The sequence below is a fragment of the Pseudomonas grandcourensis genome, from assembly GCF_039909015.1.
GTDB classification, from domain to species: domain Bacteria; phylum Pseudomonadota; class Gammaproteobacteria; order Pseudomonadales; family Pseudomonadaceae; genus Aquipseudomonas; species Aquipseudomonas grandcourensis.
Genome location: NZ_CP150919.1, coordinates 31,355 through 56,514, shown reverse-complemented (window position 1 = coordinate 56,514; position 25,160 = coordinate 31,355). Strand labels below are relative to the sequence as shown.

Annotated in this window: 17 protein-coding genes and 1 pseudogene; 3 read left to right on the top strand and 15 right to left on the bottom strand. The window is 51.6% G+C overall.

Translation table 11 applies throughout. From position 1 onward, the window contains the following. Positions 1 to 256 precede the first annotated feature (256 nt). The 11 genes and pseudogenes from AABM52_RS00215 to AABM52_RS00170 all read right to left on the bottom strand — a co-directional run bounded on the left by AABM52_RS00215 (position 257) and on the right by AABM52_RS00170 (position 14,177). Complete coding sequence (locus AABM52_RS00215; protein ID WP_347909881.1) at positions 257 to 2,629, bottom strand: DEAD/DEAH box helicase family protein; 2,373 nt, start codon at positions 2,627 to 2,629, stop codon at positions 257 to 259. Positions 2,630 to 3,438: 809 nt separating this feature from the next. Beyond that, on the bottom strand, positions 3,439 to 4,077 hold the full coding sequence (locus tag AABM52_RS00210) for a GTPase (protein ID WP_347909880.1): 639 nt from the start codon (positions 4,075 to 4,077) through the stop codon (positions 3,439 to 3,441). 50 nt (positions 4,078 to 4,127) lie between these two features. Then, a complete protein-coding gene (locus tag AABM52_RS00205) occupies positions 4,128 to 5,123 on the bottom strand; it encodes a GTPase (protein ID WP_347909879.1) in 996 nt (331 codons plus the stop codon). A 140-nt stretch (positions 5,124 to 5,263) separates the two neighbouring features. Beyond that, positions 5,264 to 5,722, bottom strand: a pseudogene (locus AABM52_RS00200) (transposase); the annotation flags it as partial. A 58-nt stretch (positions 5,723 to 5,780) separates the two neighbouring features. Next, the gene (locus tag AABM52_RS30540; RefSeq protein ID WP_367576101.1) at positions 5,781 to 6,146 is read right to left on the bottom strand and encodes an antitoxin Xre/MbcA/ParS toxin-binding domain-containing protein; all 366 of its coding nucleotides are present in this window, start codon (positions 6,144 to 6,146) and stop codon (positions 5,781 to 5,783) included. Positions 6,147 to 6,516: 370 nt separating this feature from the next. Then, entirely contained in the window at positions 6,517 to 7,251 is a 735-nt protein-coding gene (locus AABM52_RS00195; protein ID WP_347909878.1) for a metallophosphoesterase, read from the bottom strand. Positions 7,252 to 7,673: 422 nt separating this feature from the next. Next, entirely contained in the window at positions 7,674 to 8,072 is a 399-nt protein-coding gene (locus AABM52_RS00190; RefSeq protein WP_347909877.1) for a hypothetical protein, read from the bottom strand. A 603-nt stretch (positions 8,073 to 8,675) separates the two neighbouring features. After that, the gene (locus tag AABM52_RS00185) at positions 8,676 to 10,571 is read right to left on the bottom strand and encodes a TniQ family protein (protein WP_347909875.1); all 1,896 of its coding nucleotides are present in this window, start codon (positions 10,569 to 10,571) and stop codon (positions 8,676 to 8,678) included. Further along, positions 10,568 to 11,530 (bottom strand): TniB family NTP-binding protein, encoded by a 963-nt coding sequence (locus tag AABM52_RS00180; RefSeq protein ID WP_347909874.1) that lies wholly within the window; start codon positions 11,528 to 11,530, stop codon positions 10,568 to 10,570. The genes AABM52_RS00185 and AABM52_RS00180 overlap by 4 nt, the downstream gene beginning before the upstream one ends. Further along, the gene (locus tag AABM52_RS00175; RefSeq protein WP_347909873.1) at positions 11,527 to 13,458 is read right to left on the bottom strand and encodes a Mu transposase C-terminal domain-containing protein; all 1,932 of its coding nucleotides are present in this window, start codon (positions 13,456 to 13,458) and stop codon (positions 11,527 to 11,529) included. The genes AABM52_RS00180 and AABM52_RS00175 overlap by 4 nt, the downstream gene beginning before the upstream one ends. Then, entirely contained in the window at positions 13,455 to 14,177 is a 723-nt protein-coding gene (locus AABM52_RS00170; RefSeq protein ID WP_347909872.1) for a TnsA endonuclease N-terminal domain-containing protein, read from the bottom strand. Before AABM52_RS00170 ends, AABM52_RS00175 begins: the two co-directional genes overlap by 4 nt. 321 nt (positions 14,178 to 14,498) lie before the next feature. On the opposite strand from AABM52_RS00170, the gene AABM52_RS00165 reads away from it, so the two are divergent. After that, a complete protein-coding gene (locus AABM52_RS00165) occupies positions 14,499 to 15,458 on the top strand; it encodes a hypothetical protein (RefSeq protein WP_347909871.1) in 960 nt (319 codons plus the stop codon). A 275-nt stretch (positions 15,459 to 15,733) separates the two neighbouring features. Further along, positions 15,734 to 18,022, top strand: a complete 2,289-nt coding sequence (locus AABM52_RS00160; RefSeq protein ID WP_347909870.1) for a DUF262 domain-containing protein — start codon at positions 15,734 to 15,736, stop codon at positions 18,020 to 18,022. 493 nt (positions 18,023 to 18,515) lie between these two features. Here the strand turns inward: AABM52_RS00160 and AABM52_RS00155 are convergent, their stop codons facing one another. The 4 genes from AABM52_RS00155 to AABM52_RS00140 all read right to left on the bottom strand — a co-directional run bounded on the left by AABM52_RS00155 (position 18,516) and on the right by AABM52_RS00140 (position 23,033). After that, entirely contained in the window at positions 18,516 to 18,905 is a 390-nt protein-coding gene (locus AABM52_RS00155; protein WP_347909869.1) for an antitoxin Xre/MbcA/ParS toxin-binding domain-containing protein, read from the bottom strand. A 144-nt stretch (positions 18,906 to 19,049) separates the two neighbouring features. Next, positions 19,050 to 19,649, bottom strand: a complete 600-nt coding sequence (locus tag AABM52_RS00150; protein WP_347909868.1) for a hypothetical protein — start codon at positions 19,647 to 19,649, stop codon at positions 19,050 to 19,052. Further along, positions 19,646 to 20,767 (bottom strand): helix-turn-helix transcriptional regulator, encoded by a 1,122-nt coding sequence (locus AABM52_RS00145; RefSeq protein ID WP_347912713.1) that lies wholly within the window; start codon positions 20,765 to 20,767, stop codon positions 19,646 to 19,648. The genes AABM52_RS00150 and AABM52_RS00145 overlap by 4 nt, the downstream gene beginning before the upstream one ends. A gap of 355 nt (positions 20,768 to 21,122) precedes the next feature. Beyond that, on the bottom strand, positions 21,123 to 23,033 hold the full coding sequence (locus tag AABM52_RS00140) for an AAA family ATPase (RefSeq protein ID WP_347909867.1): 1,911 nt from the start codon (positions 23,031 to 23,033) through the stop codon (positions 21,123 to 21,125). A 523-nt stretch (positions 23,034 to 23,556) separates the two neighbouring features. On the opposite strand from AABM52_RS00140, the gene AABM52_RS00135 reads away from it, so the two are divergent. Next, positions 23,557 to 25,095 (top strand): IS3 family transposase, encoded by a 1,539-nt coding sequence (locus tag AABM52_RS00135; RefSeq protein WP_347907057.1) that lies wholly within the window; start codon positions 23,557 to 23,559, stop codon positions 25,093 to 25,095. Positions 25,096 to 25,160: the final 65 nt, after the last annotated feature.

Here is a 25,160-nt window from a genome sequence, read left to right as displayed (position 1 = left end):
TCATAATAAATGTCATTTCCTAGCACTTTGGCCGGAATAAATGTCGCAACCGAACTCTAGTTAATACGAGAGTCGTGAACGTGTTTTAAATACCAACAGTACATAACTGAGTACTGATAATTTAAGCGGTTTTGACAACATGTCAACTTTATCAGACTACTTCATTGATCATCTACTGAGAACACCCTCCTGCGTCACCAACGACAAACGGTCTGTCCCACCTTAAACCCGCATGAAGCATCGCACCTCACTCAGCTCAAAATAGCTCCATCGAATCGGAAGCATCTGCCAATCGGTAACCCATTGCTCTATACCCACTCTGGCGCTTATCCCACATCCGCAGCAATGCAGGATGTCCAGCGTCAATGAAATCGATGATGCGCACGTCGGCTTTGCTCGCATGCTCCCGGTGCAGTCGTCCTGCGTACTGCTGAAGTGTGCCTTTCCAGGAGATCGGCATTGCCAGTACCAATGTGTCCAACGGAGGATGATCAAAGCCTTCACCCACCAGCTTGCCTGTGGCCAGCAATACCCGAGGTACCTCTGGTGTTAGCGCCTCCAGCTCTGTCATAAGCGCTGAACGCTGCTTTTTCGACATCCGCCCATGCAGGGTGAATAGATTCTGCACACGCCCGGTCAATGCCGCTTCAATGACGCTCACATGATCAGTTCGTTCTGTTAACACTAAAACCTTACGACCTTGGGTGAAGGCCGCTTCCACTTCAGAAATGATTCTTTCCGTGCGCCCGGCATCGTTGGCGAGATACCGGAACACCTCCTGAATACCCGCACCCTCGAACAGATTGATCTGGTTTGGTAGCAAACGAGTTTCCACCATCAAATCATGCGGTGCGCTTTCCGGCCTGCTTGCCGTGTGTCGAATCGGCCCACACTGCATGAATATTATGGGCTGCTGCCCATCACGACGGATCGGGGTTGCGGTCAGGCCGAGCAAATATTTAGCGGGGGCGCTCTTCAGGATCGCCTCGAACGAAAATGCCGACAGGTGATGGCACTCGTCGACGATAATCTGCCCATACTTCTTCACCACTTCGCTAACCTCGCCCTGGCGTGACAATGACTGCATCACGGCAATATCAATGACTCCGGTCGGTTTGGCTTTTCCACCGCCAATGGTGCCGACGATGCGTTTATCGACACCAAGAAAAGCCTGCAAACGCTCCTGCCATTGCCGGAGTAACTCGGTGCGATGCACCAACACCAACGTATTAACGCCTCGTCGCGCGATCAGCGCGGCGGCGGCCACCGTTTTGCCGAACGCAGTCGGTGCACACAAAATGCCAGCATCATGTTCAAGCATCACATCCACAGCAGTCTGCTGATCCTGTCGCAAGGTGCCGGTAAAGTTGAGGTCTAGTGGCTCTCCTACGAAGCGCTCATCGTGGACAATGAGCGCTATACCGTTCTCGCTCAATAGTTCCATGGCGGCATCCAGGCAACCACGAGGCAAGGCGATGTGCTTGGGGAAGTTTTCTGCGCAACCAATGATCCGAGGTTTGTTCCAAACAGGCAGACGCATTGCCTGAGCCTTGTAAAACTCCGGGTTCTGAAACGCTGCCAACCTGATCAACCGGTTAGCCAATGGTTGTGGTAATTCAGATTTTTCGAAGTAGGCCAGGTTAGCCAGCGTGACCGTCAGCGACTTCGGCAACGGGCAGGACAACTTCTGCGAGTTCGGTTTTGTCTTCCAAGGCTCCTGCTGGTCTTCTTCTGCGACGAAGGTGACATCCAGCGGGTGGCTGTGCCCAATGGCGCGTACGATAGTCGGCTCGATATCCTGTATTGGCATTGGTTGGATACTGGCTAGAAAGGCCCATTGGTCGAAATAAGGCTCAAGTGCATCATCCACAAATACACTACCGCCCTGCTCACGGGCCTTTTTCTGCAGGGGTAGGGCAATCAGGTTGCCGAAACCACCTTTGGGCATTCTGTCCTGATTAGGAAAGAGTCGGTCATAGGAACTCAGTTTTAATTGCCGAGTGCGAGCGCAGGTATGACTGATGATTGCCGTCCCCAGTCGCCGTGCCTCCTGAGCCTGGACATTCTTCGCGAAGAAAACCCATGCATGCGCACCATTACCCGAACGAGAAACCTCCAAAGCCACGGGTACTCCCAGCTCGCGGCAGGACTGGGCAAAAGCAAGCACGTCCTTGCGCCACTCGGCCTCGTCAAAGTCCACGGCAAGAAAATGGCAGGTGTCATCAAGCAGCAAAGGGTAAACGCCAATAACGACTTCGCCCGCGAGATGTCTATAAAGCACTTCGTTGGTCAGTGGTATCAGCTGGCGATGGCTACAATCGCCACACTTAATTCGCGGTTTATGACAAATACCTGGACGCCACTCGTTGGCACAAGCAGGGGAGTAGCCTGACTTACCGAGCTTGCTCTCCCAGCGAATCGGAAAGACGTCGATTCGGCCTCGGAACAAGCGTTGAAAGAGCGCGAGCTTGGCATCGGTGTCAAGTTGCTGCGTACGCAGCCCAACCGAAGATGCTTGAATTTTTATCGGCTGGCCAACCGGGCGCCAATCAATAGAATTAGCTTCCAGTAACGCAATCAGCCGAGCATTTTCAGCCCGCAACCTCACCAAAAGATCAGAGTCTGTCATAGGGCTTCATCCAGAACCTATGGAAATACGGGAGCCTTCAGTTCCGCGAGCCCCCTTCCAAGGCATCCCAACGCGGCATTTCTAGTCACAAACGCTGCTGGTAGGGAACCCATTCATTAACCTAACCAACGAGCACAAGCTCTGCATAGCAAAACTTACCGTCAAGCCATAACCATTTTGGCTAGCTCAGGCAGGCATCATTCCCCTCTCCGGCCTTGGCCTTCAAGGGCTTTCCCTCAACGAAGGCAGACCACTACATAGCCAATACAGGCTTTCGGTTCGCCATGAAGTAGAAAGGTGATCAGGGCAAAATCTGAATGCTGAATCAAGACAGCAAGATACTCACTCTCGGGTCGCTGGCGCCAGTCAGCCAATTCCTCATGGCCTCCTCATTGGTAATCGTCAACTTCATCAACGGTTTGACTGCGTGGAGGGTTGCGCCAAGCTCTGCCCGTAACGCTAGAACGATCAGTTTAGCGTAACGTCCTGGATGAACATGGCTAAGTGGCTTTAACCGACATTCCGTATTTTTACGCATGGCAGTTTCGGCTCCGTACGCGCATTGGAACGCTCGATTACCAACCACCTTCCTAGCATTACGAAATGCGCGACCGATCTTATATGTTTGGAGCGAAAAGATAGTAAGAGGAAGCATTTAACAAGACCCGACGAGCGGGTATTGCGCAGCTGAAAGCGCAAAGCATCTCAAGTAACAGCACGCTAATAGAAAAGAAATATGAATATCAAACTTTAGATTCAATAGTCATGAAAAGTGGTTTTCCATATAACTATAGAAAACCACAATAATATCAAGCGGCCTTAAGAGTTCGCCTTTTTTCAGGAACTGCTTCTATAAGCGCATCCATTAAAGCGGAAACATTGTATCCATATTCGGCAGAGTAACAGATAGGCGTCTTTATCTTAACCCCAGTAGCCTCGGCAACTCTGTTTTTAACTGATAGCGCTTTTTCATCCAAAAAATTTCTAGCCTCATCATCAGGTGCATTGGTGAAGAGATTCCAATGGCGCCCCTTCATAGCTACATCTGCCTGATTGATCGCAACAATTATTCTATCAGCCTGAAAATTTGGAATTAGAATCTCATTTATCAGCTTATACGCTGTACCTAAGTCTCGACTTGATCCATCAACTATGACTAAGGCCAAGTCCACAAATCCAAAACTCACACCATCTCTAGAATAAGCCTTGTACAAAAGATCTATAATTTTTTTTGAGTGTTGTTTATCACTCGCAATCCCATCGCCCAAACCTGGCGTATCCCAGACCCGTAGATAATCATGTACGCTATACCAATCCAAGTCCATAGTCTCAGGATCAACACCCTTACCAACCTTTGCTACCGACTCAGAAAACAATGCATTTATCGTACTCGACTTCCCCGCCCCAGTACTGCCGGTAAGCATGACATCCAAAGGCCGGATACCCATCCGATTTATTCTCCCGGAAAACTCCGAGAGTTTATAGTCAAGGTACATAACTAAAAACCAAACAGACTTTTGAATAACCCCACAGCAGCACCAGCGACACCGCCGATGACTCCACCTATAGCCTCGCCCGTTTTACCAAAAAGCTTACCAACATTACGACCAAGATCAACTCCCACCGAAGCCGTATCTACAATCGACTCCATTAAGCTTTTCTTTATTTCAACATTATAATTTTTGATATCATCATTATCCGTCCACATCTCTTCTTTTTTCGAGATATTGTCGTTAGCAAGCACCGCTCGCTTAGCCTTCGGTACTTTATTGACAATCATATATAGAAGCTTTGATAGGTTATAAGGATTTTGTGCCTCATTACCTTCCTTATACCCCGCCGCATAAAATACGGGTTCGACATCTACATTTGTAGCCTCTTTGATCCTAGCATTTACAGATCGCACCTTATCCTGAAGAAACGCCTCAGTTTCAGGAGTTGGTTTATTCAAATCATAGTCCCAAGTATCACGCCCTTTTCGAGCGTTATCCGCTTGGTTAATGCCCACCAGTATTCTACTGCTTGGATTGGCACCCAGATTAGGGATAATCACGCTATTAATTAGCTCGTAAGACGTTCCCAAATCCCTAGTACTGCCATCAACAATAACAAGCACCAAATCAATTAATGGCCGACTCTTTGAATCCAGCTCATTGAGCTTCGCAATAATATTCTTAGCATGGAGATTATCTTTTTCCTTGCCATCGCCCAGACCAGGGCTATCCCACAGAACGAGATTATTAAGCTCGTAACGCGTAATATCCATCGTTTCAGGATCAACTCCTGTCCCGACTTTTGCTATATCGGTATTAAACAGGGCATTGATAGTAGAGCTTTTCCCAGCGCCCGTAGCGCCAGTAATCATAATGTTTAGCTTTTGACTTTTCAGCGCAAGGACATTCTGCAACAACTTATTTTTCGTCGACTCGTCAATATCTGAAGAGCTGGCAATTTCTCTTTCAAGGTTTTCAAAGATCTTATCGTTCTGACTCATACTAAATCCCTATAATGGCACTTGGCCAATCCGGCGTGAAAAATCCAATTTAACAGCACTAATTTCGGCTCGCAATGGATTCATAACTGAACCGCAATTCCACTCCAGCGTAAGCGTCCGCCGAAGTCACCTTGCGTGACTCAGGCCGACATCCACTGATGCGGCAGCAGTTGATCAATCTCACTTGCCCGCTGCGTCGGCAGACGAGTTAAAACATCCTTCAGATAAGCATACGGATCATGTCCGTTCATGCGCGCAGTCTGGATCAGGCTCATGATCGCCGCCGCCCGTTTTCCGCTGAGTAGTGATCCAGCAAACAGCCAGCTCGAGCGCCCAAGAGCCCATGGCCTGATCTGGTTCTCTACTTAATTAATGTCGATGGGCACAGCCCCGTCGTCGAGGTAGCGCCTCAGCGCTACCCAGCGTTTAAGGCTGTAATCCAGAGCTTTGGCCGTCGCTGATCCATTGGGCACTAGATCTCGCTGGGCCAACATCCATTCGTGGAACGCTTCGATTATCGGTGCTGCCTTTTCCTGGCGTATTCGCCAGCGATCCTCATCGCTCATGTCCCGCGCCTGGCGCTCAACTTCGTACAACCCGAGGAACTACCTTACTGATCATCTACGGATGAACACCTGACTGGCTTAAGCGGACGTGTTAGATGAGCGAGCGAGCAGCGGCCAGATATTTGACAACCTGCTCGAGCCCTGTTCGGAATGCGATGAGATCGCGTGGACGACTACACAGACCATGGTTCTCGCTGCTTAGCCAGCTTCTAGCATTTCGCTCATTGCCTACCACCGCGAGCAATGACTGATACAACTCAACCAAAAGCAGGGCTCGGCTCCACGCTTCGGTGCCCGGTTGAAGCCGTTCATGTCCATGGCGTAGTAGCAGCATCGTGGAAACATGCACGTCTAAGACAGCTGATAACTCAGTGTCATCAAGCCCCAGCCCTTCGCCGGCTCGAACAAACGCTTTTCCAAGTACAGCGATCTCAGCGTCAGATGCGACTGATTTCATGCTCCACCAATCTGGTCTGTGATGAACGAGTTTATCAAGTCATCTCCATCGACCATGTTGGCCTCTTCTGACCGATGACTGAATTGATCCTTTAATGTTCTGAATGGATCCTTCCGAATCACTCCACCCCTGAACGGCTCCATCGTCCTTGCAGCAATGTTGGGGGTTGTGCACATTGCCCCAGATGTCCACACCCCTCGGCAATGCCAACGACAAACGGTCTTTCCCACCTTAAGCCCGCATGAAGCATCGTACCTTGCTCGCCCATGAGAGCCGCATTAGATTCGGCGATTCCAAACCCGAAAGCGGCTTATAGTCAGCAGTACAGTTTCCCCACTACAACCTCTACCCATATGAAACGGCAACAGGCCTAGAGGGTGATCACAAGACTGGAAATGAACCCCGTATCTTGACCCGGATACCCCCTTGGATTGCAAACCACCCGTGTACCCGCAATGTTGTAGTCAACAGCAGCATGAGAATGACCATGCACCCATAGGGCTATCGAATCACTCATGAGGTCTTCCCAAGGATTTGCATATGCTGCATCCAGGTGGGTTCCTGCGTGCGAAATCCCCGCCAGTGAGAGCAACGTCGGCGCATGGTGCGTGATCATCACTGTAAGCCCTTCGTGCGGCTCAGCCATCTTTGAACAAAGCCAATCACGTGTTTTGACAGACTGCTCGACCAAGTCGACCGGGCGAATGCGCCGATAGTTATCGGTGCGGATCTGCCGAAAATCATTCATCGCGTGCTGTGCCTGCATGGACGCCACAGATTGGTTTCCCGTCGCGGTAAAATCTGTCCACATCGTTGCACCGAGAAAACGCACACCACCGATGATGACCTCATCGCGATCAAGAACCCGTACCCGCTCATCGCTTGCCAGCCTCATCTTCAGCAGGGTGTTGTTCAGGTGCCCACCGTAAAACTCATGATTGCCTGGCACATAGAGTACCGGGCAGGAAAAGGCTTGCTTGGCCCATGCCACGCCGCGCGCTTTGACATCAATGTCACCCGCCAAGATGACTACGTCGGCATCCACCACTTCTGGCACAAAAGGGCGGAACTCATGGTGCAAATCTGACAGTAGGTGAATACGCATCGGCATATCTCCCATGATTAGCTAAAAAAGCGCTACAACTAAAGATCCAAAGCATCCGAAAAGCCGGCCTCCCATAACGTCGAAGCATCTGCCCTTAGGACTGCCCCCGAAAGTCATCGAGCCCCACACGGCCAAACACTTGGTCATCAGCAGGGCACTCATCATCGAAATGCTGATGAGCTGGTGCTCACGTTGAAGCGCAATTAAAGTGCTGGAAAACTGAACTCACAAAAGTGCACGCGATAGCACACCCTCGTGCTCAGCCCCGTATCCCCATGAGGCCTGAAGGATGCTGAACTGCTCGCCAAATACCGGCACTCTCGTGTTACGCCCACAGATGTCAGTGTCGCTCCGAGTTGAATCCATCATCGGCATCACCCAAAAGAGAAGCCTGGGGGAGGAGGAGCGACTGGACTCCGTGGTTAGAAAATTTTGATCATGGTTGAAAGCTCAGCGCTCTTGCGTACGCCATGACCAAGCAACACATAAACTGTGTTGACCGTTTGAAAAAAACAGCCATCGCTAAATGCCACCAAAGGTGTACTACGCACCCAACTGCCAGAACAGAACCGGCCACGGCTATCCAATACAACCTGGTGGGCAAAAAGCATCACCGCTTGCTGGCCCATTTGTTCAAATTCGTCTCGCACCATATCCGGTAGAACAAGGTCGATCCAAATCCAGTGACGCACCAAGCAGAAAGGCTGGCGTGGAAACTGCTCGCGAACTCGTGCAACAGCATCTTCATCGGACAACTCGTGCCCGAGCATCGTCGTACCCTCTCCATGGAGTAGGTCAACAATCGCGTTGAGTTCTTGCATTACACACCTCCATCGACTAACTGGGATATCGAAGGCGCGCGCATAATTGAACGAGCCTCACTGTTTTTTCGAACATCGATTAGATGAAGTCTGTTAGCACCAACCGCAGGGAAAAACTCACATTTACAAATGTTGTGGAGGTGCCTGCTATCGATCAACCAGCAGTACCTTTATGAGTTCATGCCCATGCCATTGCTCTGCATAGTGAGTCCCTCATCAATTCTCTCCCCTTGGAGGGCTATTGAAGTCGCCTCGGTGTGGGGTAAAAACCACCTGTAAGCACTTTCAAAAAATCATTCAATGACCTCCGTCCTCCAGGCCGTTTGAATGTGACAATCACATATCGGCTGCCACTGACCGTACAAAGTGCCCAATACAGCCCGTCGTTCTCCACCTTGCAGATATCTGAAGTTCGGATACGGTGCCCGTCTTCAAACATGCCTCCTCCAGCTAAAACATGCCGATGCACAACTCCGATAGCGCAGCATGAGATAATTTCGACCTGCGTCAGCAAAGCGGTTGCTACGGCGTTAAAAGGATGACGCATTGCTGCAGCAAGCCTGAGCTCAAGGTACCGACTGCATGGCCTCATTTTCGATGTCCTCAAGCGGCTTGCGATGGAGCGGCACAAAACGCATCGGCAATATCAGCAAATAGGGGCAGTGTTCTCAGCTGAGCCCCTTTCAGCAACTCGTCCACGCTAAGCAGAACTCCACGCGTGACGCCTGTGCCTGTCACTGGCGCTACCGCTGCGTGAATCTTGGCGGGACGTAACGACTCAAGTATCCAATTGGATTTGCTATTGGCGCGCCGGGCAAGGTCAGCGAGCACCGCGTACTGCGACATGAAGCGAATCAAGGAAGAGACAGGGATTACCGTGACTAAGCGCGTGCCGCGTTTCTCCTGCACGGCCTTTAGAAATCCCCCCTCAATCCAGGCCTTAATGGACTCATGCTTCCAACCAGAGATACGCACCAGGTCGGTGATCAGCAGTACGGGATCACGTTGCACTTCATCCAGCCGCTCGTGAATATCGCGGCGGTTGAAACGTAAACCGGAAATACCGGGCATCCCAGAGACCAACGCGACAGGTCTCAATACACCATGAAGAATATCTTGCAGGATCGAACAAACTCGGTCGTTTGAAACACCATGCTTTCCGGAAATATCCAGGATACCCACCGTCTGCTCAGGCGGAATCGCAATGTGCAAGGTCTGCTTGATCAATAAACTGATTACGGCATCCACATCCTCAAGGCGGTATTCCCCAGTCACAAGGGGTGGTCGGTCAACTTTGGCGAGACGCTTGAGCGCTCCAGCTTGAATGAAACGCTCAAAAAAGACTTTGGACACACCGAGACGTTTGCGGGCGTCGGTCGCTGACAAGTGGGCTCTTCGTACCGAAGCCAGTTGTTCGATTACGGTTCTCTCGACCGCGACGTAGCGATTTTTTCCTACGACATGCACACGCCCTTCGATCTCGCTATTAATCACCAAAGTGGCAAGAATTTGCTCGCCACCCCCCAGAAACCGCGCGGCTTCTGCTGCCGATAACCAAGCTTTTTCGTCCTGTGTGGCGGGGCTGAGAGTACGGAGCCGCAGATTGATATGTCCGTCGAAGTTTTGGACGATGATCGACGTAAGCTCCTCACGAAAAAAACTATAAGCCGGATCCGCGAACTCCTTGTGAAGCATGCCGTACCAGCTTCCAAGGCGCTTCTTCAATCCCGGCCCGGTGCCGCTTTCGATATTGGCGATGACTAACTGCTGCAGAGTTTGTGGCCAGATCCCAAGCACCATCCATAATCTATCCACAACCGCACGCGACTCTTGCAGCGAAGTGGGTTTGGGAACCTTCCGCGATTTTTCCTGGCCCTCTGCGCCCGGCTGAATGTGGGCCGCCAGAAAGCAAAGAAACTCACCAATAGTAGAGGGCGCTTGCCCGTGGCCAAGCTCACCAGGCAACAGACGTCTGGCAGGATGCACGGTCGAAGACAGCAGCGCCGAAATCGCCAACTCGCTTTCGTCAGCTGGCACTGACGGGGCACACGCCAAATGAAAACCACAGTTTTCACATAGATCCACTTTGCCTCTCTGAAGCGAAAGAGGCGTTGAGCAATTCGGACACTGGTCAATCAGCCGAGTGCCATGCTCTGTGCAAGCCGTTAGCAAGTCATGTGACCAGGCCATTTTCAGGTAAGGCTGCGCTCCCAAGCACAGAGGACAGACAGGACTCGACAGAGCTCTCTGAAAGCGTTGGTTCAGGAGCGGCTCGGTATGCCCAGGTGCAGGGTTACGAATAGTCAAGGCCCCCAAATTCAGACCGAATTCAGCGGCGATTTTTTCGAGTTGCACAAGCGTATAAGCTTGCCGAGGTTTGATTCGAGTAGGCTTGAGCAATGAGTCTACTGATGGCAATAGGTTCCCAGATGCCAGGCGCATCAGGTAGCCATGCAAGGTTTCCTGTTCATGGGGACTTAAAACAATCATCAACGTCATGACCAGCCCCTCCCAGCCTGTAACCCGATCAGGGAGGCTTTGGGTAATGGCATCTGTGCTTCTGTTAGGACTTTCACATAAGCTTGTACCAACACGCTGTCATCCAGTTGCGAACCTGGGTCAAACGGATTGCAATCTATAAGCCCGGTACCAATGCTTTTCGCGTAAGCACCGGAGAACGTCGAGAGATCCAATCGAAGCGCCTTTGCATTGGCTTCAGCCGCACAGAACAGTTTGATCAGCATGCCGATACGCCCCTGAGTGGATGCGTACAGGCGGCGGATGAAATCCAGGCTCTTAACATCTGGGACGTGCCAGCCAGCTTGTGTCAGAGCCCCGCACAGGGTTAACACACAGTTTTGGAACAGCGCTCGCTCTTGTGGGTCATTCCACCGATACGGGTAGAGATAATGCACTGCTTCGGCACGATCTCGGAGTTGCTCATTGCCCGCAAATATCGCTCGGGCGGACGGCAAACCGAGCATGAGGATGGTCAACCCCATCTCCTCGCTAAGGAGCTTCAACCAGTCAGCCACCTCGCGCGCCAACGCGCGTGAGGGCCGCTCAATAAAGTGTTGGATTTCATCAAAAATGACGACACGCGTGCCTGCGAGCTCGATTAGCCCGCAAGCGCGCTGAGTCAGTTGCTCCGCCGAGCCACGTCCATATTTACGCGGATCCAAGGAAGCCAACATAGCTTCAGGCAAGGACTTACGGGTGGGATTGACTGGCGTTGCCACCCGTAAAACTGGAATGGATCTACGTCCCTCCGATGTGAAGGATGGATGATCAGCTTGCAGCAGCCTGATCAGCTCGCTCTTCCCCGTTCGAGTAGGGGCCAGCATCATCAGGATCAGATTCTCGCCCTCAAGCCCTCTCGCCACAACCTGATGCGCCCGATCATATGCTGCAGAAAAGTGTGCATGCATCAGCACCTCCTGAGCGGACAGAAATTTCATGGCCGGGCTCCTTTTTTGCGAGTCGCAACTGGCGCCAACTCAGGCAATGCTTGGCCTTCAACAGGATCAGGCATAACGGCTTCAACGTGCGTACTCCGTGAAATTGTACGAGACGCATCTTGTTTCTCGAGTGTCCTTACAGCACTCCTTTTAATCGACAGTTTTTTCGACTGGTTACTTTGATAAACATCTTCCATTAATTTAACATGGGACTGCACATAGTCCTCCGCACTCAACTCAGCGTCTGATTTGTAATGACTCTTACGGATAGCTTTTGCCGTTTCAAAGCTCATTACCGGCAACCCTGTAAGTTTATTGTCAGCCATCACCAACCTTTTTTGGTCTCGAGGATCTACCACATACACTTTCGAGACATCCAACGGATGACTTCTGACCTCGACCCAAGATTTAACCGAAGAGGCCATGAACAGTTCATACAGAGCATCACTATTAAATTGGAACCCACCAAACCGCACGCCGTCTTCGGTTAACCGCACCGGCTTCGAACTAAAGTTAAGGCAAGCTCGTTCAAAGGCCTGTGGCGTTGGTGGAGGCAACAGCGGGTATTTTTCAGTTAATAATTGCATCGCCCTCCGTGGTGAACAAGGATGACCAAAACGCTGATTGAGGCTTTCAATCGGTCTATCCATGTACACTTCTGCGACCCACCTAATTATCAGCCCTTCCAGTTCCTCAAGCGTATAACAAGCGTCACGCATGGCGCGCCCCAACGCCTCGTCTTCCAGTGGTTCTTGAGATTTTGTTGCACCACAAAGCATCTCAATCAGGCCAGTTTTAAGCGTACCAAACTTTCTTTCCACAAACGGTTTTTGCTGTGGCGCTCTCGCTTGAGTAAACTCAACGAGCGCTCCCAAATACACGACAGCACGCCTCATCGCATCACCATGGTGAGCAGCCGAATTATCGACAACCAGACAATTAAACATACTCGGTGCCGGCAATGAGCGTTCTAAGTTATACCTCTCCATGTAAGCTTTGTCTTTGGGCTCGAACATTGAAGTAAGCGTTCTCAGCAGTCCAATCTGACTTTCCGACTGAATCGTCAAATGGATACCAATAACACACCTTGTGGCGCAATCAACAACCAAATAAAGCGTTGGCTTTCCGATTATTTTTCGAAGGCTATCAACCGCAAATATATCTAACGGCGTTGCATCCAATTCAACTCGTTGGTACGGACGCTCGACACTTAGGTAACTAAAGGCACCTTTGAGCGCCTGACGTAGCGTTCGAGGATCAAGACGTCCACGCGCTAAATCCGACATAGCAAAACTTGCGATATAGCGTGTAATCGTACGCCTGGAAACCCCCGTAAATTGAATGCCTAACTCCTCACATTTGGCGCGTAGTCGAACATTAATTGCCAGGGTAATTTGGCCGGCTTTGAAACGATCAGTCGATATATACCATTTTTCCAGCTCGTCAACGATGACGTTACTGATATCGATATTCAGGCACGTCGGTAGCCGCCCTCGATTTGAAAAATAAGGGGCCAACGCCTCAACACCCACGCTTAGATTTGCTCGTTCAAGCCAACGTTGAATTGTCCGCACCGAGGGCGTATTGCTGCCAAAGAGCGTGAGAAGGTGGTCATTTATATCCTTCCAAGAACAGCCTTGCGTCTGAAGTTTTTTCACCTCATTGACCATGTTCAGGCGACTATCCAAAACCTGCCGTTCATGTTGAGTGAGTGAGCGAACCGGCAGTTGAGCGTTGGCTGCGCTTTCCTCAAAAATTGGACATAACTCACCGCGAGCCACCTTATTATTGAAGTCGTCGAACTGATAGATCAGGGTTTCCCCCGACGCGCCTTCCAATATCACTTGCGTATGTTGGGGTTTGACCGCAGTAACCCGCATCAGTGAGTCGCCAGACCTAACAAGCGAATCAACCTTAAGAGCGTTCATAGGGGCAACACCTGCAGATGCGAGAGATCGCCAAGCGATGCGAACAACTGGGTATCCGGCGCAAACAAATCGTGGTTGAGGTCTGCATGGAATATTCCGTGAAACACGGCGATGGCAATGCCAAACGATCCCATCCGGGTTGTCCGAGCCAGATCTTTAGCCGTCCAGCATTCGCGCTCAGTAGCCGCCGTACTCAGGGTATCAAGGACACTGGGCAGCTCATCTTGAAGGTAGGGTGCTGAGACGCATTTCAGGTACTGGATATTCGACAAGAGCTGAGGGTTCAAATCGTTCTCGGTGAGAATGGTGAAGCGGTAGCCCAGGCTCTCCAGAACGTCCTTTGCTCTCCTTAACTTATCGAGCTCCTTGTCGAGCAGTGCCGTCGACTTCACTTCAATTACAACGCGCACCCCATCAGCTAACTGACAGAGAAAATCAGGTGTGTAGAAGCAAGGTGTAATCCCTGGTCGGGGAACGAAAGCCTTGCGCGAGGGCAGTTCCTGACCGGTATTCAGTTCCAGCGTGAACGGCTGCTCAAGGAAACGCAGGATGCGCGGATCAAGCTCAATCAAAAAGCCTATGTCACGCTCTAAAAAGCTTTCTGCCGCGATGGTCTGGCCCGGATTTTTCACTGAGCTGAAGACATGGCAGCGATTACCTCGCTTGACCCTTCTCGAGACGTCCCGAGCAACTGCCTCGGACTCAAAACTTCGCTTCATGCTTTTCTTCACTCTCCATTGACTGAGTTCATGCCCTGGAACCCGTTGCGAAAGCAGCGATGACAGAACCCTTTAGGAACCTCATGGCACAAGGTTTCACCTAGGCGTGACATCAAGTACCTAGGTGGGCGCCTCGAGCTACATCGCAGGCAACGTCCAGCGTTTTCACGTAGCATCTCACTTAGCCTCAAATTGATGGTAAACCAGCATCTATTAAAGGTATACCCAAGGTTGACCGTCCCTGTCAAGATAGATTAGGTTCTAGCAACAATTTCAAGGCGTATAGCGCCACCTTCCGGAGTGAAGGGGCTGAGGATCAGGATGGGACGGAAGGTTAATACGGCCTGGTTTCAGGCCTACCGTGAAGCCACGGAAGATTTGTTGAGTGGGCTTGCCGCAGGACACAGTCGGGCAGAGGTCACGCGGAAGCATGCTGAAAAGTTGGGCATGAAAGACCAATCCTTTGCTCGCGTGATGAAGGCGGGCCGTTTCCTCGACAGCGAGATGAACAACCTCTCTGCCGAGGCGATTCTGTGTAGCTATGTCCAGGTCGAAACCCTGGAAAAAATTGCGCGCCTCTCGGCAGACACTGCCAAGAAGCACCTGAAAGCTGTCATTGCCAACCAGATAACGTTGCCGGAGTTGGAGGAGCTATTTAGCCAACTCAAAGCAGTTAACCCCATGGCACAGGCGGTGATTGGCCGAGACAACACACGCAAAATCACCAGTCAACATGAGCGCCAGTGTGCGGATGCAATTGCCAAAGCCGGCCCGGCGTTTTTTGGTGCGGCTGGTGGACGGATTTACAAACAATCCAAGGCGCGCCAGTACACCTCCCCAGCCTTCGTTGTGACACGCGATGATCAACCATTCGCCGCCATTTTCCCTCGTGTGGGTGGGGCTTCGAAACAGCCGTTGGCGATTGCATTCGAACTGTACGACTTGGCATGTGCGCGACGGGAAGTGACCCCGAATATCTGGTTCATTTTTCCCGAAAGCACCCCAACCTATGAAATGCTGGCGTATATAGCTTTCCAGTTTGGTGGAGCGTTTGATAAAGGTGACTGGTTGCATTTGGCAATCTGCAATCCAGAGGAGCCCGCGCTCATTGCCCTTGATTACATTGGCTCCAGAAAGATAGCGTTTACCCGCGATACGGAATTAGGGGGATCTATCGAGTCGGATTGTTCATGGTGGGGAAAGGATATTTACAACGCTGATTCGCTCGAGATTGATGGTTTTAGAGCAGCCGGCACCTCGGCCAATCAGTCGAACGATTAAACTCATAATGATGTTTTTTCGTTCAGTAGTCCTGCGCGGAGAAATCGCCACCGTCAAGAAAGATTCAGTGCCAGCCGCCGCGATGGCATGCCATGTGGGCCCTTTGCAGCCTACAACCCGTCACTTATTCGGAAAACATGTGCGCCAGCACTACGAAAGCTACAGCACAAACCTGCCTCGCTTGGATCCGACTGCCTGTCCAAGTGGCCGTGGAATCCACACGTAATAGGCGCTCTGACACGCCTTAAAGCTGCCTTCAGAAAATGACACAGGACGTGAGAGCTTTGATTTTCTTTAATCCCGCTGACGAACAACAAAACATCCGTGTAGTGACCCTCCGCCAATGGCTCGACTGGGCAGCTGGTAACAAGGCTCAAGAGTGGCAAGTCTCTCTGCCCATGATTCAACGCGGTTTTGTCTGGAAGCCCGCGCAAATTTTCGAACTATGGGACACCCTGTTACAGGGACTACCTATTGGTGCGTTGCTGGTCAGCGAACTGGGCAAAAACGTTAAAAGCATACCGCTGACTGGACAAACCGCCGCGATAGAAGCAGCTGGCGGCAGCTTGGGCCTGGTCGACGGACAGCAGCGCACTCTCGCCATGCTAGCAGGTTGGCCCCTACCCGCAGGCACCCCTATCTCACATCGTCTATGGGTGGACTTTGCGGATACGCCGCGCAGCGGCGAGCACTTTCGTATGCGTGTCACCACCCGAAACCAGCCTTTTGGCTTTGCCCGCGACAACCCCAATTCAAAATTGTCTTTGGCCGAGAGACGCAAGGCTCAGACCGAATGGCTGACAACGCAACCTGAATCAGCTAAAACGCAAAGCTATCAACTTCCCGACTTTCAAGGCACTCGGCCTTGGTGTAACCAGCCATCGCTGCCTCTGGATCTGCGCGATCTGATGCAGTGGTGGCATGAGTTCAATGATGCGCAGGTCTGGAGGCACAAAGTACTGGAGCATCTGAAAGCCCAGAAGGCGCCTTCAATTGATTCAACGAGCATCTGGGCCTCACTGGGAACCAAACATCAAACCCTGGTTGAGCAACGCATCGACGAGCTCGCAACTGGTCTGGAGCGGATTCATGCTGCTCAGATCCCGCTCATACGCCTGAACAACCGACTATTTACTACAGAGTTCCACGACACCACCGAGCCGCCCTTGGCACTACTGTTCAAGCGTATCGGCTCCAATGCCACACCCCTTTCTGACCATGATTACGTGTACGCGATCCTCAAGCACCTACGCCCTGAAGTGCATGAAATGGTCACACGACTGCACGGGCATCGTGGAGGATCTGACCAGGCAAGCGTTGCCAGCCTGATGAGTCCTACCGGTCTAGCCATGAGCGCACTGCGCCTGGCTGCTGCGGCATGGAGTCCCGGTGAAAAAGAACAGCGCACCGACCCGGTAAACCCGAGCAAAGAGCAATTCCATCGTCTAATCAAGCGTGAAGGTTTTCTGGATTCGCTGCTGCCGCTGCTCACTGAAAACCAAATGAAAAGGTGGTTCGACCTTACCCTGCAATGCCTTGAATACCGCAATGGCGCGGATCCAGGTCTGCCACGCCATGCCTTGCCATGTCTTTCTCGCCAACTGGTACAGGTGCTGCTGCGGCTGTCTCAGGCTGGCTATCTAGAGACACACGGAATACCACGTGATGAGGCGAGGCGCCGTGATGTTTTACGCTTGGTGTTGTACTGGTGGCTTTGCGTACATGATCAAAACAAAGCCAGCCTTGTGGCTTACCGAATCATCGCTGAGCACACCTCACACGAAGACGATACGGGCCAAAAGATTATGAAGGCCATAGTCCAAGCCTCTGCGGGCCATGCGTTACACAGCCCGGCTACCCTGAGTCAACGCCCCGAACTGACAGATACGCCCGCCAATCTCAGCTCAGCAAAAGCCCGTGGAGAGTCACGGTTTTTTCCCAAGCCAGATGACACGGCGGATCGTCTGCTGTGCGAATTCTGGCGGCGATGGCATGCGCCATGGAATCACCGACATTCGATCCTGCTCTGGCTGCAACGTAGCTATGTGGCAAGGCTGCCGGGTGACCCCATTGCCAGACGCGATGAAGATACGCCTTACGATTACGACCATATCCTTCCCGCTAATGATTGGAGCGGATGGACAGGTGCGAAGCCCGGCGCGCGCTTTATCGATTATTGCGAACAAGCAGGCGTCATCGGCAACAGCATCGGGAACATCCGGGTCTGGGGCAGCAGTGACAACCGCAGCGACGGTGCTGCGTCGCCTGCCCGAAAGCTTCGATTAATAGCCGAGACCACGGAAGAAGCTCTCGGAGCGCTTGCTGATCGGCAGGCAACAGCAGCCGAACTATTAGAAGCAAGCGCTATCAATCCCCAGCATCAAGATCTTTGGGCGGAATGCCTCCCACCTCCCGGAAAGGACAATCGATTCTGGAATCTTGATCGCGCCAAAGCATTTGAGCGGGCCGTTGAACAGCGCGCCTTTGAGCTGTACAGGCGCGTTTATGAGGAGCCAGGGTTCAGCGTTTGGTTAGATGTAACCGAGGCCGTTGACAGCCAATAAGCAAAAATTTGGCTGCGCTTTATCGGGTAATACACCTCGCTCGGATACCCGCGTGAGGCTCCCGGTCTTTCGGCGCTGATTGAAAACTGACCGTAACCGCTCGGACAATACACCTTCCTGACGCCGTCGCTTGAGGCGATGGTGTCCACCTAACTTTAAGTGGCTTTGAAGGTGTTTCACTAGACAATACGAATGCAACTGCTGGTCAGGCGGAATGCAAATGAGGGTCAAGTCGATGCAACTACGCAACCACCGTCATCGTCCCCATGTGGGTTCAAAAAACATGGTTGCCTTCACATAATCGAAAAGAACGAAACCCTTGTAGCGCGGGCGATTTTCTGCATTATTCAATAGCCTGCTGCACATTTTGTTTCACATTTTCTACGGTTAGCGAGCCGACTGGACTTTGCTTGATGAACAGCAGAAAACCACTCCGGGTGTGGGGCCAGCCCGGCCAGCGCCACTATCCGAGACATGGCTCACGTTGATCCCGCTATGGCGTTACGCCATGCTCTAGCCGTCCGATCAGCTCGCGGATCGCTTCAGTTCCAACGGAAGTCACGAGCAAGTCGATGGCACTGTCGCCGGCCAATCCTCGCTGGGGTCGTCGGAGCCAAGCATAAGCCGCTGCCTTATCGCCCTCAAAGAGCTCAATCGCCCGATCAAGTACCGACACGAAGCGATAGAGCCGGTCACTCTCTTGAACGCTTAAACACCCGGCTTGAACGCGCCGCCGCCAGGTCGACGGTGAGATACCCACACATTGCAGTCCTGCCGCCAAGGGGATAACTAGCCAAGCGGCGAGGCGTTGAAGCATCGCGCACGGTAAGCCCCTGTTCACCGCCTCAATCAGTTCGCTCCCGCGTACTGGCAGTTCAAGCACCTGCCACACCGTATAGGCGGAGTATGCAGCAGCGGCGGGGCACGGGTCAGCGGGCCTGGGGGGCTTAGGCAAGGGATTCCCCTTAGGATGTCTCCCACCCAGTCTAGTCCACCACAATGGGAGACATCACGAAGACATCCACCCCTAGCCCTTACCGAATAGCTTGAGAAAGGTGGTGTGTTTCGCCTGACGCCACGTCTCCGTCAGGTCGCCGTTGAGCTCCAGCGCTTCGAAGATACTTTTGACTTCTTCATTGGTTATCCGCTTGGCCGTGAGCATCTTCTTGAGCAGCTCGTGGCCATGCCAGACAGCGATGCCGAAATCTTGAGCGAGCTGGTGCATGCCCAAGTCATCCGTGACCACAATGGCGTCTCGTATTTGACCAAACGCGAGCACACGGCAGTCTGTCGAGGAGGGCGGCGAGCGCCCGCCGGTGGTGTAGGCCGCCGGATCCGCTATTACCCATCCCCGCAGCACGCTTTGGGCAGCCTCTAGCTGGCCTTTTTCATCGGTGCTGAGGCGTACCTGCTTTGCCAGCCGCTCAGCGGCAAGATCCGCACCATCAAACCAAGGAAACTTGAACTTCAGCGCACCACTGCGATGCACTTCGTCCTCGACATCTTTCAGAATGGTCAGAACGTAGTTTTTCTGCCCAAACGCCACACCGAGCATTGGTCGTACACGCTTCGCCAGCCTTAGATACGCATTGGTATCCAACAAGACAAGCGTGGACGCCGCATTCAACGTGCCAGCTCGCCATGTAACGCGGTGGCGTCGCTGAGAGACACGTCCATGATTTGCTGTACATACGACGGGCCCGTTCCATGTTCGCGAATCATGCGTTTCAGCGCCAGGAAGAACTCCGACTGAAACACATTCGACGCAGCGCCAAGGTATTGCGCGGGTTTGGGTGGAATCGGATCAAACAGAAGCGTGCTGACCAGCTGGGGTTCTGAGCTGTTTCGCACTTTATGGATTGTTGTTTCAATCACCCGCAACGATGGCAGCTGGTTTTCCCTTGCATAGCCCTGCGCTTGTTGGAACACCGTGTTCAGTGAAATTTGGTGATGCCGGGCATGCTGCTGAAGGACATTCACCTCCCCAGTTGCGTTAGACGCCTGCACCGCTTCGGCATACGCGAGCTGAGCACAAGCCTCAGGAAACAGCAGGGCACCGGCAAAGGCATCTGCAAAATCCTCCCCCGCGTCACTCCCCGCCAGTTCGGGGGTGTAGACATGCGCTAACTCGTGAGCCATCCAGAACTTGAAGTCTTCCAGCTTGGTATCCAGGTTGACGAACACGAAGGTGACATCAGACGCTGGCAATAGAATGTGCATCGCATTCTTGTGTTGCTGCTTTTGCCCCCAAAGGACGGGCACGAGCACGGCTCCACACGCCTTGAATTCGGCGATCAGCGCTTCATAGCCCAGCACACTGCGCTCACCCAAGCCCAGCTTATTGCGTACTTGGGACGCATCGCTCTGCAAACGCGCATAGCTGGTGGAAGGCGACGAAATCTGGGTCCGTAAGGTTGGCAACTTCGGCAAAAAATCGACGAGGGGCTTGAGCAATCCGCCGATGCCCAGCGCTTTGAGAATGTGTTCATCGGTGGTTTTGGTGCCCGCTTTCTTGCGGAACGCCACCACGGGCTGATCCGGAGGCGGTGCGACCAACTGTGAAAATGAAAGGTGCAGTGTTGTGGCCAGCTTGAGCAGCTTGTCCGGACGAGGAAAGTCCTTACCTTTGAACCAGTTGGTGACGGACTGCGCCGACACCCCCAACTGGTCTGCCAGGTCTTTTTGTGTCCAGCCACGCTGAACGAGGGCCGCGCGGAGCGACTCGGTATGTAGGGTATTTTGCATAGTGCCCAATGTAGTGCCTCGCTCGATCAAAATCAAGTTTGATCAAGTTTGATCAAGTTTTACTCACGCGACGGTGATCAAAACCAACATGCGCTTGAGGCGCTGTCGCCTGCACCCAACGACAGGGAGGCAAAACCAGCCGCCGCTCGTACGCGTAATTGGACGTTTATGCAGCCACGAAAATCTCGGGGGAATACATAAAAGAGAACGATGCGACTGGAACTAATGAAAAAACCGGCTCTCCCTTCGCAAGCATTTTGCTGGGAATTTCAGCGCACGCATGTGGCGTGATTGCAAAACAGATAAGCGGTCGCAGAACAAAAGCGTGATGGCGTGATCTCATTTTCAACACTGCTCAGCTCCTGACTTCAGCATAAAAGAAATCGGCATATTTATTTCCTTTCTGAAGGAACAGGATAAGGTTTTTCTTGGCCCTTGTTATTCCGGTATACACTGCTTCCTCGTTATCATCGCTCATCAAAATATAGATGGCCGTTTGCGTCTCTAAACCCTTAAAGCTCTGAAGCGTAGACAGCTTGACCAGACCGCTGTTTAAATTAAATGAAAACTTACGACTGTCTCTGATAAGCTTTCTGGCAGCCTCTTTTTCATTTTCAGGCAGTTCTAGTATTTCTAAGTGTTCCTCTTCACTTTCAAATGTTGTTTGTGTTTTTTCGTTTAGCTCCAATCTAAACCTTTGATCCAGTTTTCTCAGTATCGCAATATTGGTTGAGACTATGCATACATCATTGGGATGCATTGAATTACTTTTAATACGCCTCTGAATCGTGTCAAAAATGGAAAAGGCACTGCTGACACCGTCAAATTCGTGCCGTTCAACAAGATCAAAGGCGAGCATTCCTTGTTGAGGCTCCGTTAAAACCAGATCAATGTCATACTTTTCTAAAAGATATTGCTCCTGGAACTTTTTTGAAACAAGCGTCAACTTCGAGTCAGCAGATGATCTAAAAGACCTAGTAAGCCTCTCCCAACGACCAAACCCCTGAACCAGTGCCGGATTCTTACTACTTAAGTCACGACCATATATATTCTGGCTATCATCACCAAATAAAACCATTTCGCCATCTTCATCTAAAAAATACCTCCGGATTATTTTAATCCACTGCTGCTCGTAATCTTGCACCTCATCGACCAATATAGTTTTGTACTTATAGATCCTTTCTTCATGATCTTGAAATACATCCTCATTTGAAAACAGATCATCGAAGTACTTCGAGCTCAGCTCTTTTCCCTGTGGCGCTTGTATCAACAGCCCACACTTATTCATCTCCAAGGCAATCAGAGAATGATAATTTGAGATATTAAATACCCCCCAAGAGAACCCCTCCCGGACATCACTTATCTTGTCGCGAATATAGCTCTTTAATGTCTTATTGAACGTTAAAATCAGTACTTTATCATCGTGTCTCTTGTGCGCGTTTACCGCTCTTTTCGCCAATATGGTTGTTTTTCCAGAGCCGGCCACACCCTTCATCTTTTGAAAGCCTGGCTGGCTGATTGAGAGCCTGGATTGCAGGGAACTGTAAGCTATGTCAATTCCTTGTTCCATAACATGATAGGGCGGCTTGAGGTAGCGTTTAAGTTCGTCATAGGCCTCGTCTAAAAATAGCAAATTTTCAGTTCTTATTTCATTAAGCAACTTTGAAAGGCTGTCCCTGCTAATAGACATCCCTCTATCTCGACTGATCTGCCTCGACTTATTTGTCAGATAGTCCATTTTTTTGTCGTACTGCACATCTTGAACCTCATTGTTTTTGTATTGATAGTTCAAGGCTTTCTTTTTTTCGGACAACTCAGCTTCAGCAGAAGCATATATACTTGATATTTCTTTTTTGGTGGCATCATGAAAATAAACAAAAGCTTTTATTGTGCTGTAAAATCTTTTATCCAGCGCATACCTTTCCGCCAGACTGCTTACATGCAAGTTAAATATATTGTTTTTGTAGCCAAATGCTTGTTGCGCGGGGGATCTTATGAATTGATTATTGTTATTCACTCTCCACTTATTATCCGCATCTACACGGTACGCAGACAAGTTCCAATCTTTCACTTCTATGATTAAAGCACCACACTTTTTTCTCATGACGATAATATCAGGCATATCACCGTTTAAAAAAGGCTGGAAGTAGATCTCATATTCAGACCCGAGATTCGCAGACAGATACTCTAATATGTGCAACTCTCCCTCTGTGGGTTTGACCTTTAACCGATGTATATTTTCAAAATCAGGGTATACCTCAGCCATTTTGAGTTCGCCATTCCATTTTTTCGGTTAAGAAGCAGAGGTTGTTGCTCATCGTCCTCGTGGTTTTACATTCACTGATCTAAACAATCCGCTGACGTGAATAGCATGTGGTACGCAAGGCCTCTTTATGCAGGCACGACCTCAAGATTACGTCAATTGCAAACAAAGCGTCTGCCTTATGCGAAGCGCAGTGCAACCGACATAGAGGGAGTATGTTTTTTGCGCAACTCACATAAGCGACGCTCTTTCACCGGGCGAAGAAGCCATGAGTAAAACGCCCCTCATTGAAAACTGCGCGATCAGCTCTGGCCAATGATCCATTCCGATAGCCATCGACTGCATCCAGAAGTCGTTTCATGTCCAATTTGCTCCGTGGATGCCCTGCGCATGACTGCATGCGGTGGGGTCTGCATACACCGTTTCATCACCACGCTGCTGCGAAGCTTACCCACAATTGCAGATACAAAATTAGCAATCCGCCCTGGGGATGCGGCGGAAATCTTGGACTACCTGGAGGTAGTTCATGTACTCATACGAAGACCGTATCCGAGCGGTCAAGCTCTACATCAAACTGGGCAAGCGAACCGGGGCAACTATTCGTCAGTTGGGCTACCCGACGAAGAACTCTTTGAAGAGCTGGCACGCAGAGTATGAGCGATGCCTCGACCTGCCGCGTGGCTACGAGAACTCGAAGTCGAAGTACTCACTGGCCCAAAGGGAAAAGGCTGTCGGGCACTATCTCGAATACGGTCGCAACATCGCCGCTACCATCAAGGCGTTGGGCTACCCCGCGCGGGATTCGTTGCGTGCCTGGATTTACGAAATGCACCCCGAGTTGCATACGCGTATTGTCGGTCGTTCAGACGGGTTAGCCCGGCCGCCAGCGGTGAAGCAGGCAGCGGTCATCGCGCTGTGCACGCGAAAAGAAAGTGCGAAAGCCCTGGCTCAAAAGCTGGGCGTGTGCAGGCCGACCTTGTACAACTGGAAAAACCAGCTACTCGGCCCAGAGGTATCCCCATCCATGAAGTGTCGGCTTGAACCCTCATCGTCACCGGAACGAGAGGAGTTGCAGCGGCAACTCGAATCTCTCCAGCTCGATGTTCGCCGTTTGCAGCTTGAACATGACCTGTTGATGAGGGCGAATGAACTCATAAAAAAAGAGACGGGCATCAACCGGCAAGTCCTGACCAATCGGGAGAAGACATTGCTGGCTGATGCCCTAAGGCAGAGGTACTCCTTGCTAGAGCTGCTTGACGCGTTGGGCTTGGCCCGAAGCTCCTATTTCTATCATCGAGCCCGAATGCAGGTCGCGGAAAAGTACACCGAAGCGCGTCGTGCCATGGCGGACATATTCGAGCGCAATCATCGTTGCTATGGCTACCGTCGGATGCGAGCTTCGTTGAGCAGGCAGCGTGTGCGCCTTTCAGAGAAGGTGGTGCAGCGCTTGATGAAGCAGGAGTGCCTAGTCGTCGCCAAGCCGAAACGGCGTCGATACGGTTCCTACCTCGGGGAGATCAGTCCGGCGCCGGAAAACCTCCTCAACCGCGACTTCACGGCCCTAGCTCCGAATGAGAAATGGCTGACCGACATCTCGGAGTTCCAGATCCCAGCCGGCAAGGTGTACCTGTCCCCCATGATCGACTGCTTCGATGGGAAGGTAATCAGTTGGTCGATCGGCACGCGTCCCGACGGCGAGCTTGTGAACACGATGCTGGATGCCGCTGTCGAAACGGTGGCCAGCAACGATAAACGGCCTGTTGTTCACTCCGATCGTGGCGCTCACTACCGCTGGCCCGGCTGGCTATCGCGCATCGCTGATGCGAAGCTGATTCGTTCGATGTCGCGCAAAGGCTGCTCACCTGACAACGCGGCTTGTGAAGGTTTCTTCGGCCGACTGAAAACGGAGCTGTTCTATCCTCGCAACTGGCAGTCAACGAGCATCGAGCAGTTCATTCAGGCCTTGGATTCATACATTCGCTGGTACAACGAAAAACGAATCAAGATTTCCCTCGGCGCGCTCAGTCCCATTGAGTATCGTGAAAGCCTGGGCTTCGCGGCATAACCAGTCCAAGTTTTTGTCCGCATCCCCCCTGGGTCAGTTTTCAATCAGCGCCAACAGCCTCTACC

Bases quoted from the DNA above. Each gene is read 5' to 3' on its own strand.
- AABM52_RS00145 (WP_347912713.1), bottom strand. From the start codon at position 20,767: ATGCAAAATACCCTACATACCGAGTCGCTCCGCGCGGCCCTCGTTCAG.
- AABM52_RS00135 (WP_347907057.1), top strand. From the start codon at position 23,557: ATGTACTCATACGAAGACCGTATCCGAGCGGTCAAGCTCTACATCAAA.
- AABM52_RS30540 (WP_367576101.1), bottom strand. From the start codon at position 6,146: ATGAAATCAGTCGCATCTGACGCTGAGATCGCTGTACTTGGAAAAGCG.
- AABM52_RS00210 (WP_347909880.1), bottom strand. From the start codon at position 4,077: ATGGGTATCCGGCCTTTGGATGTCATGCTTACCGGCAGTACTGGGGCG.
- AABM52_RS00140 (WP_347909867.1), bottom strand. From the start codon at position 23,033: ATGGCTGAGGTATACCCTGATTTTGAAAATATACATCGGTTAAAGGTC.
- AABM52_RS00180 (WP_347909874.1), bottom strand. From the start codon at position 11,530: ATGAAATTTCTGTCCGCTCAGGAGGTGCTGATGCATGCACACTTTTCT.
- AABM52_RS00170 (WP_347909872.1), bottom strand. From the start codon at position 14,177: ATGAAGCGAAGTTTTGAGTCCGAGGCAGTTGCTCGGGACGTCTCGAGA.
- AABM52_RS00205 (WP_347909879.1), bottom strand. From the start codon at position 5,123: ATGAGTCAGAACGATAAGATCTTTGAAAACCTTGAAAGAGAAATTGCC.
- AABM52_RS00190 (WP_347909877.1), bottom strand. From the start codon at position 8,072: ATGCAAGAACTCAACGCGATTGTTGACCTACTCCATGGAGAGGGTACG.
- AABM52_RS00185 (WP_347909875.1), bottom strand. From the start codon at position 10,571: ATGACGTTGATGATTGTTTTAAGTCCCCATGAACAGGAAACCTTGCAT.
- AABM52_RS00165 (WP_347909871.1), top strand. From the start codon at position 14,499: ATGGGACGGAAGGTTAATACGGCCTGGTTTCAGGCCTACCGTGAAGCC.
- AABM52_RS00195 (WP_347909878.1), bottom strand. From the start codon at position 7,251: ATGCGTATTCACCTACTGTCAGATTTGCACCATGAGTTCCGCCCTTTT.
- AABM52_RS00215 (WP_347909881.1), bottom strand. From the start codon at position 2,629: ATGACAGACTCTGATCTTTTGGTGAGGTTGCGGGCTGAAAATGCTCGG.
- AABM52_RS00175 (WP_347909873.1), bottom strand. From the start codon at position 13,458: ATGAACGCTCTTAAGGTTGATTCGCTTGTTAGGTCTGGCGACTCACTG.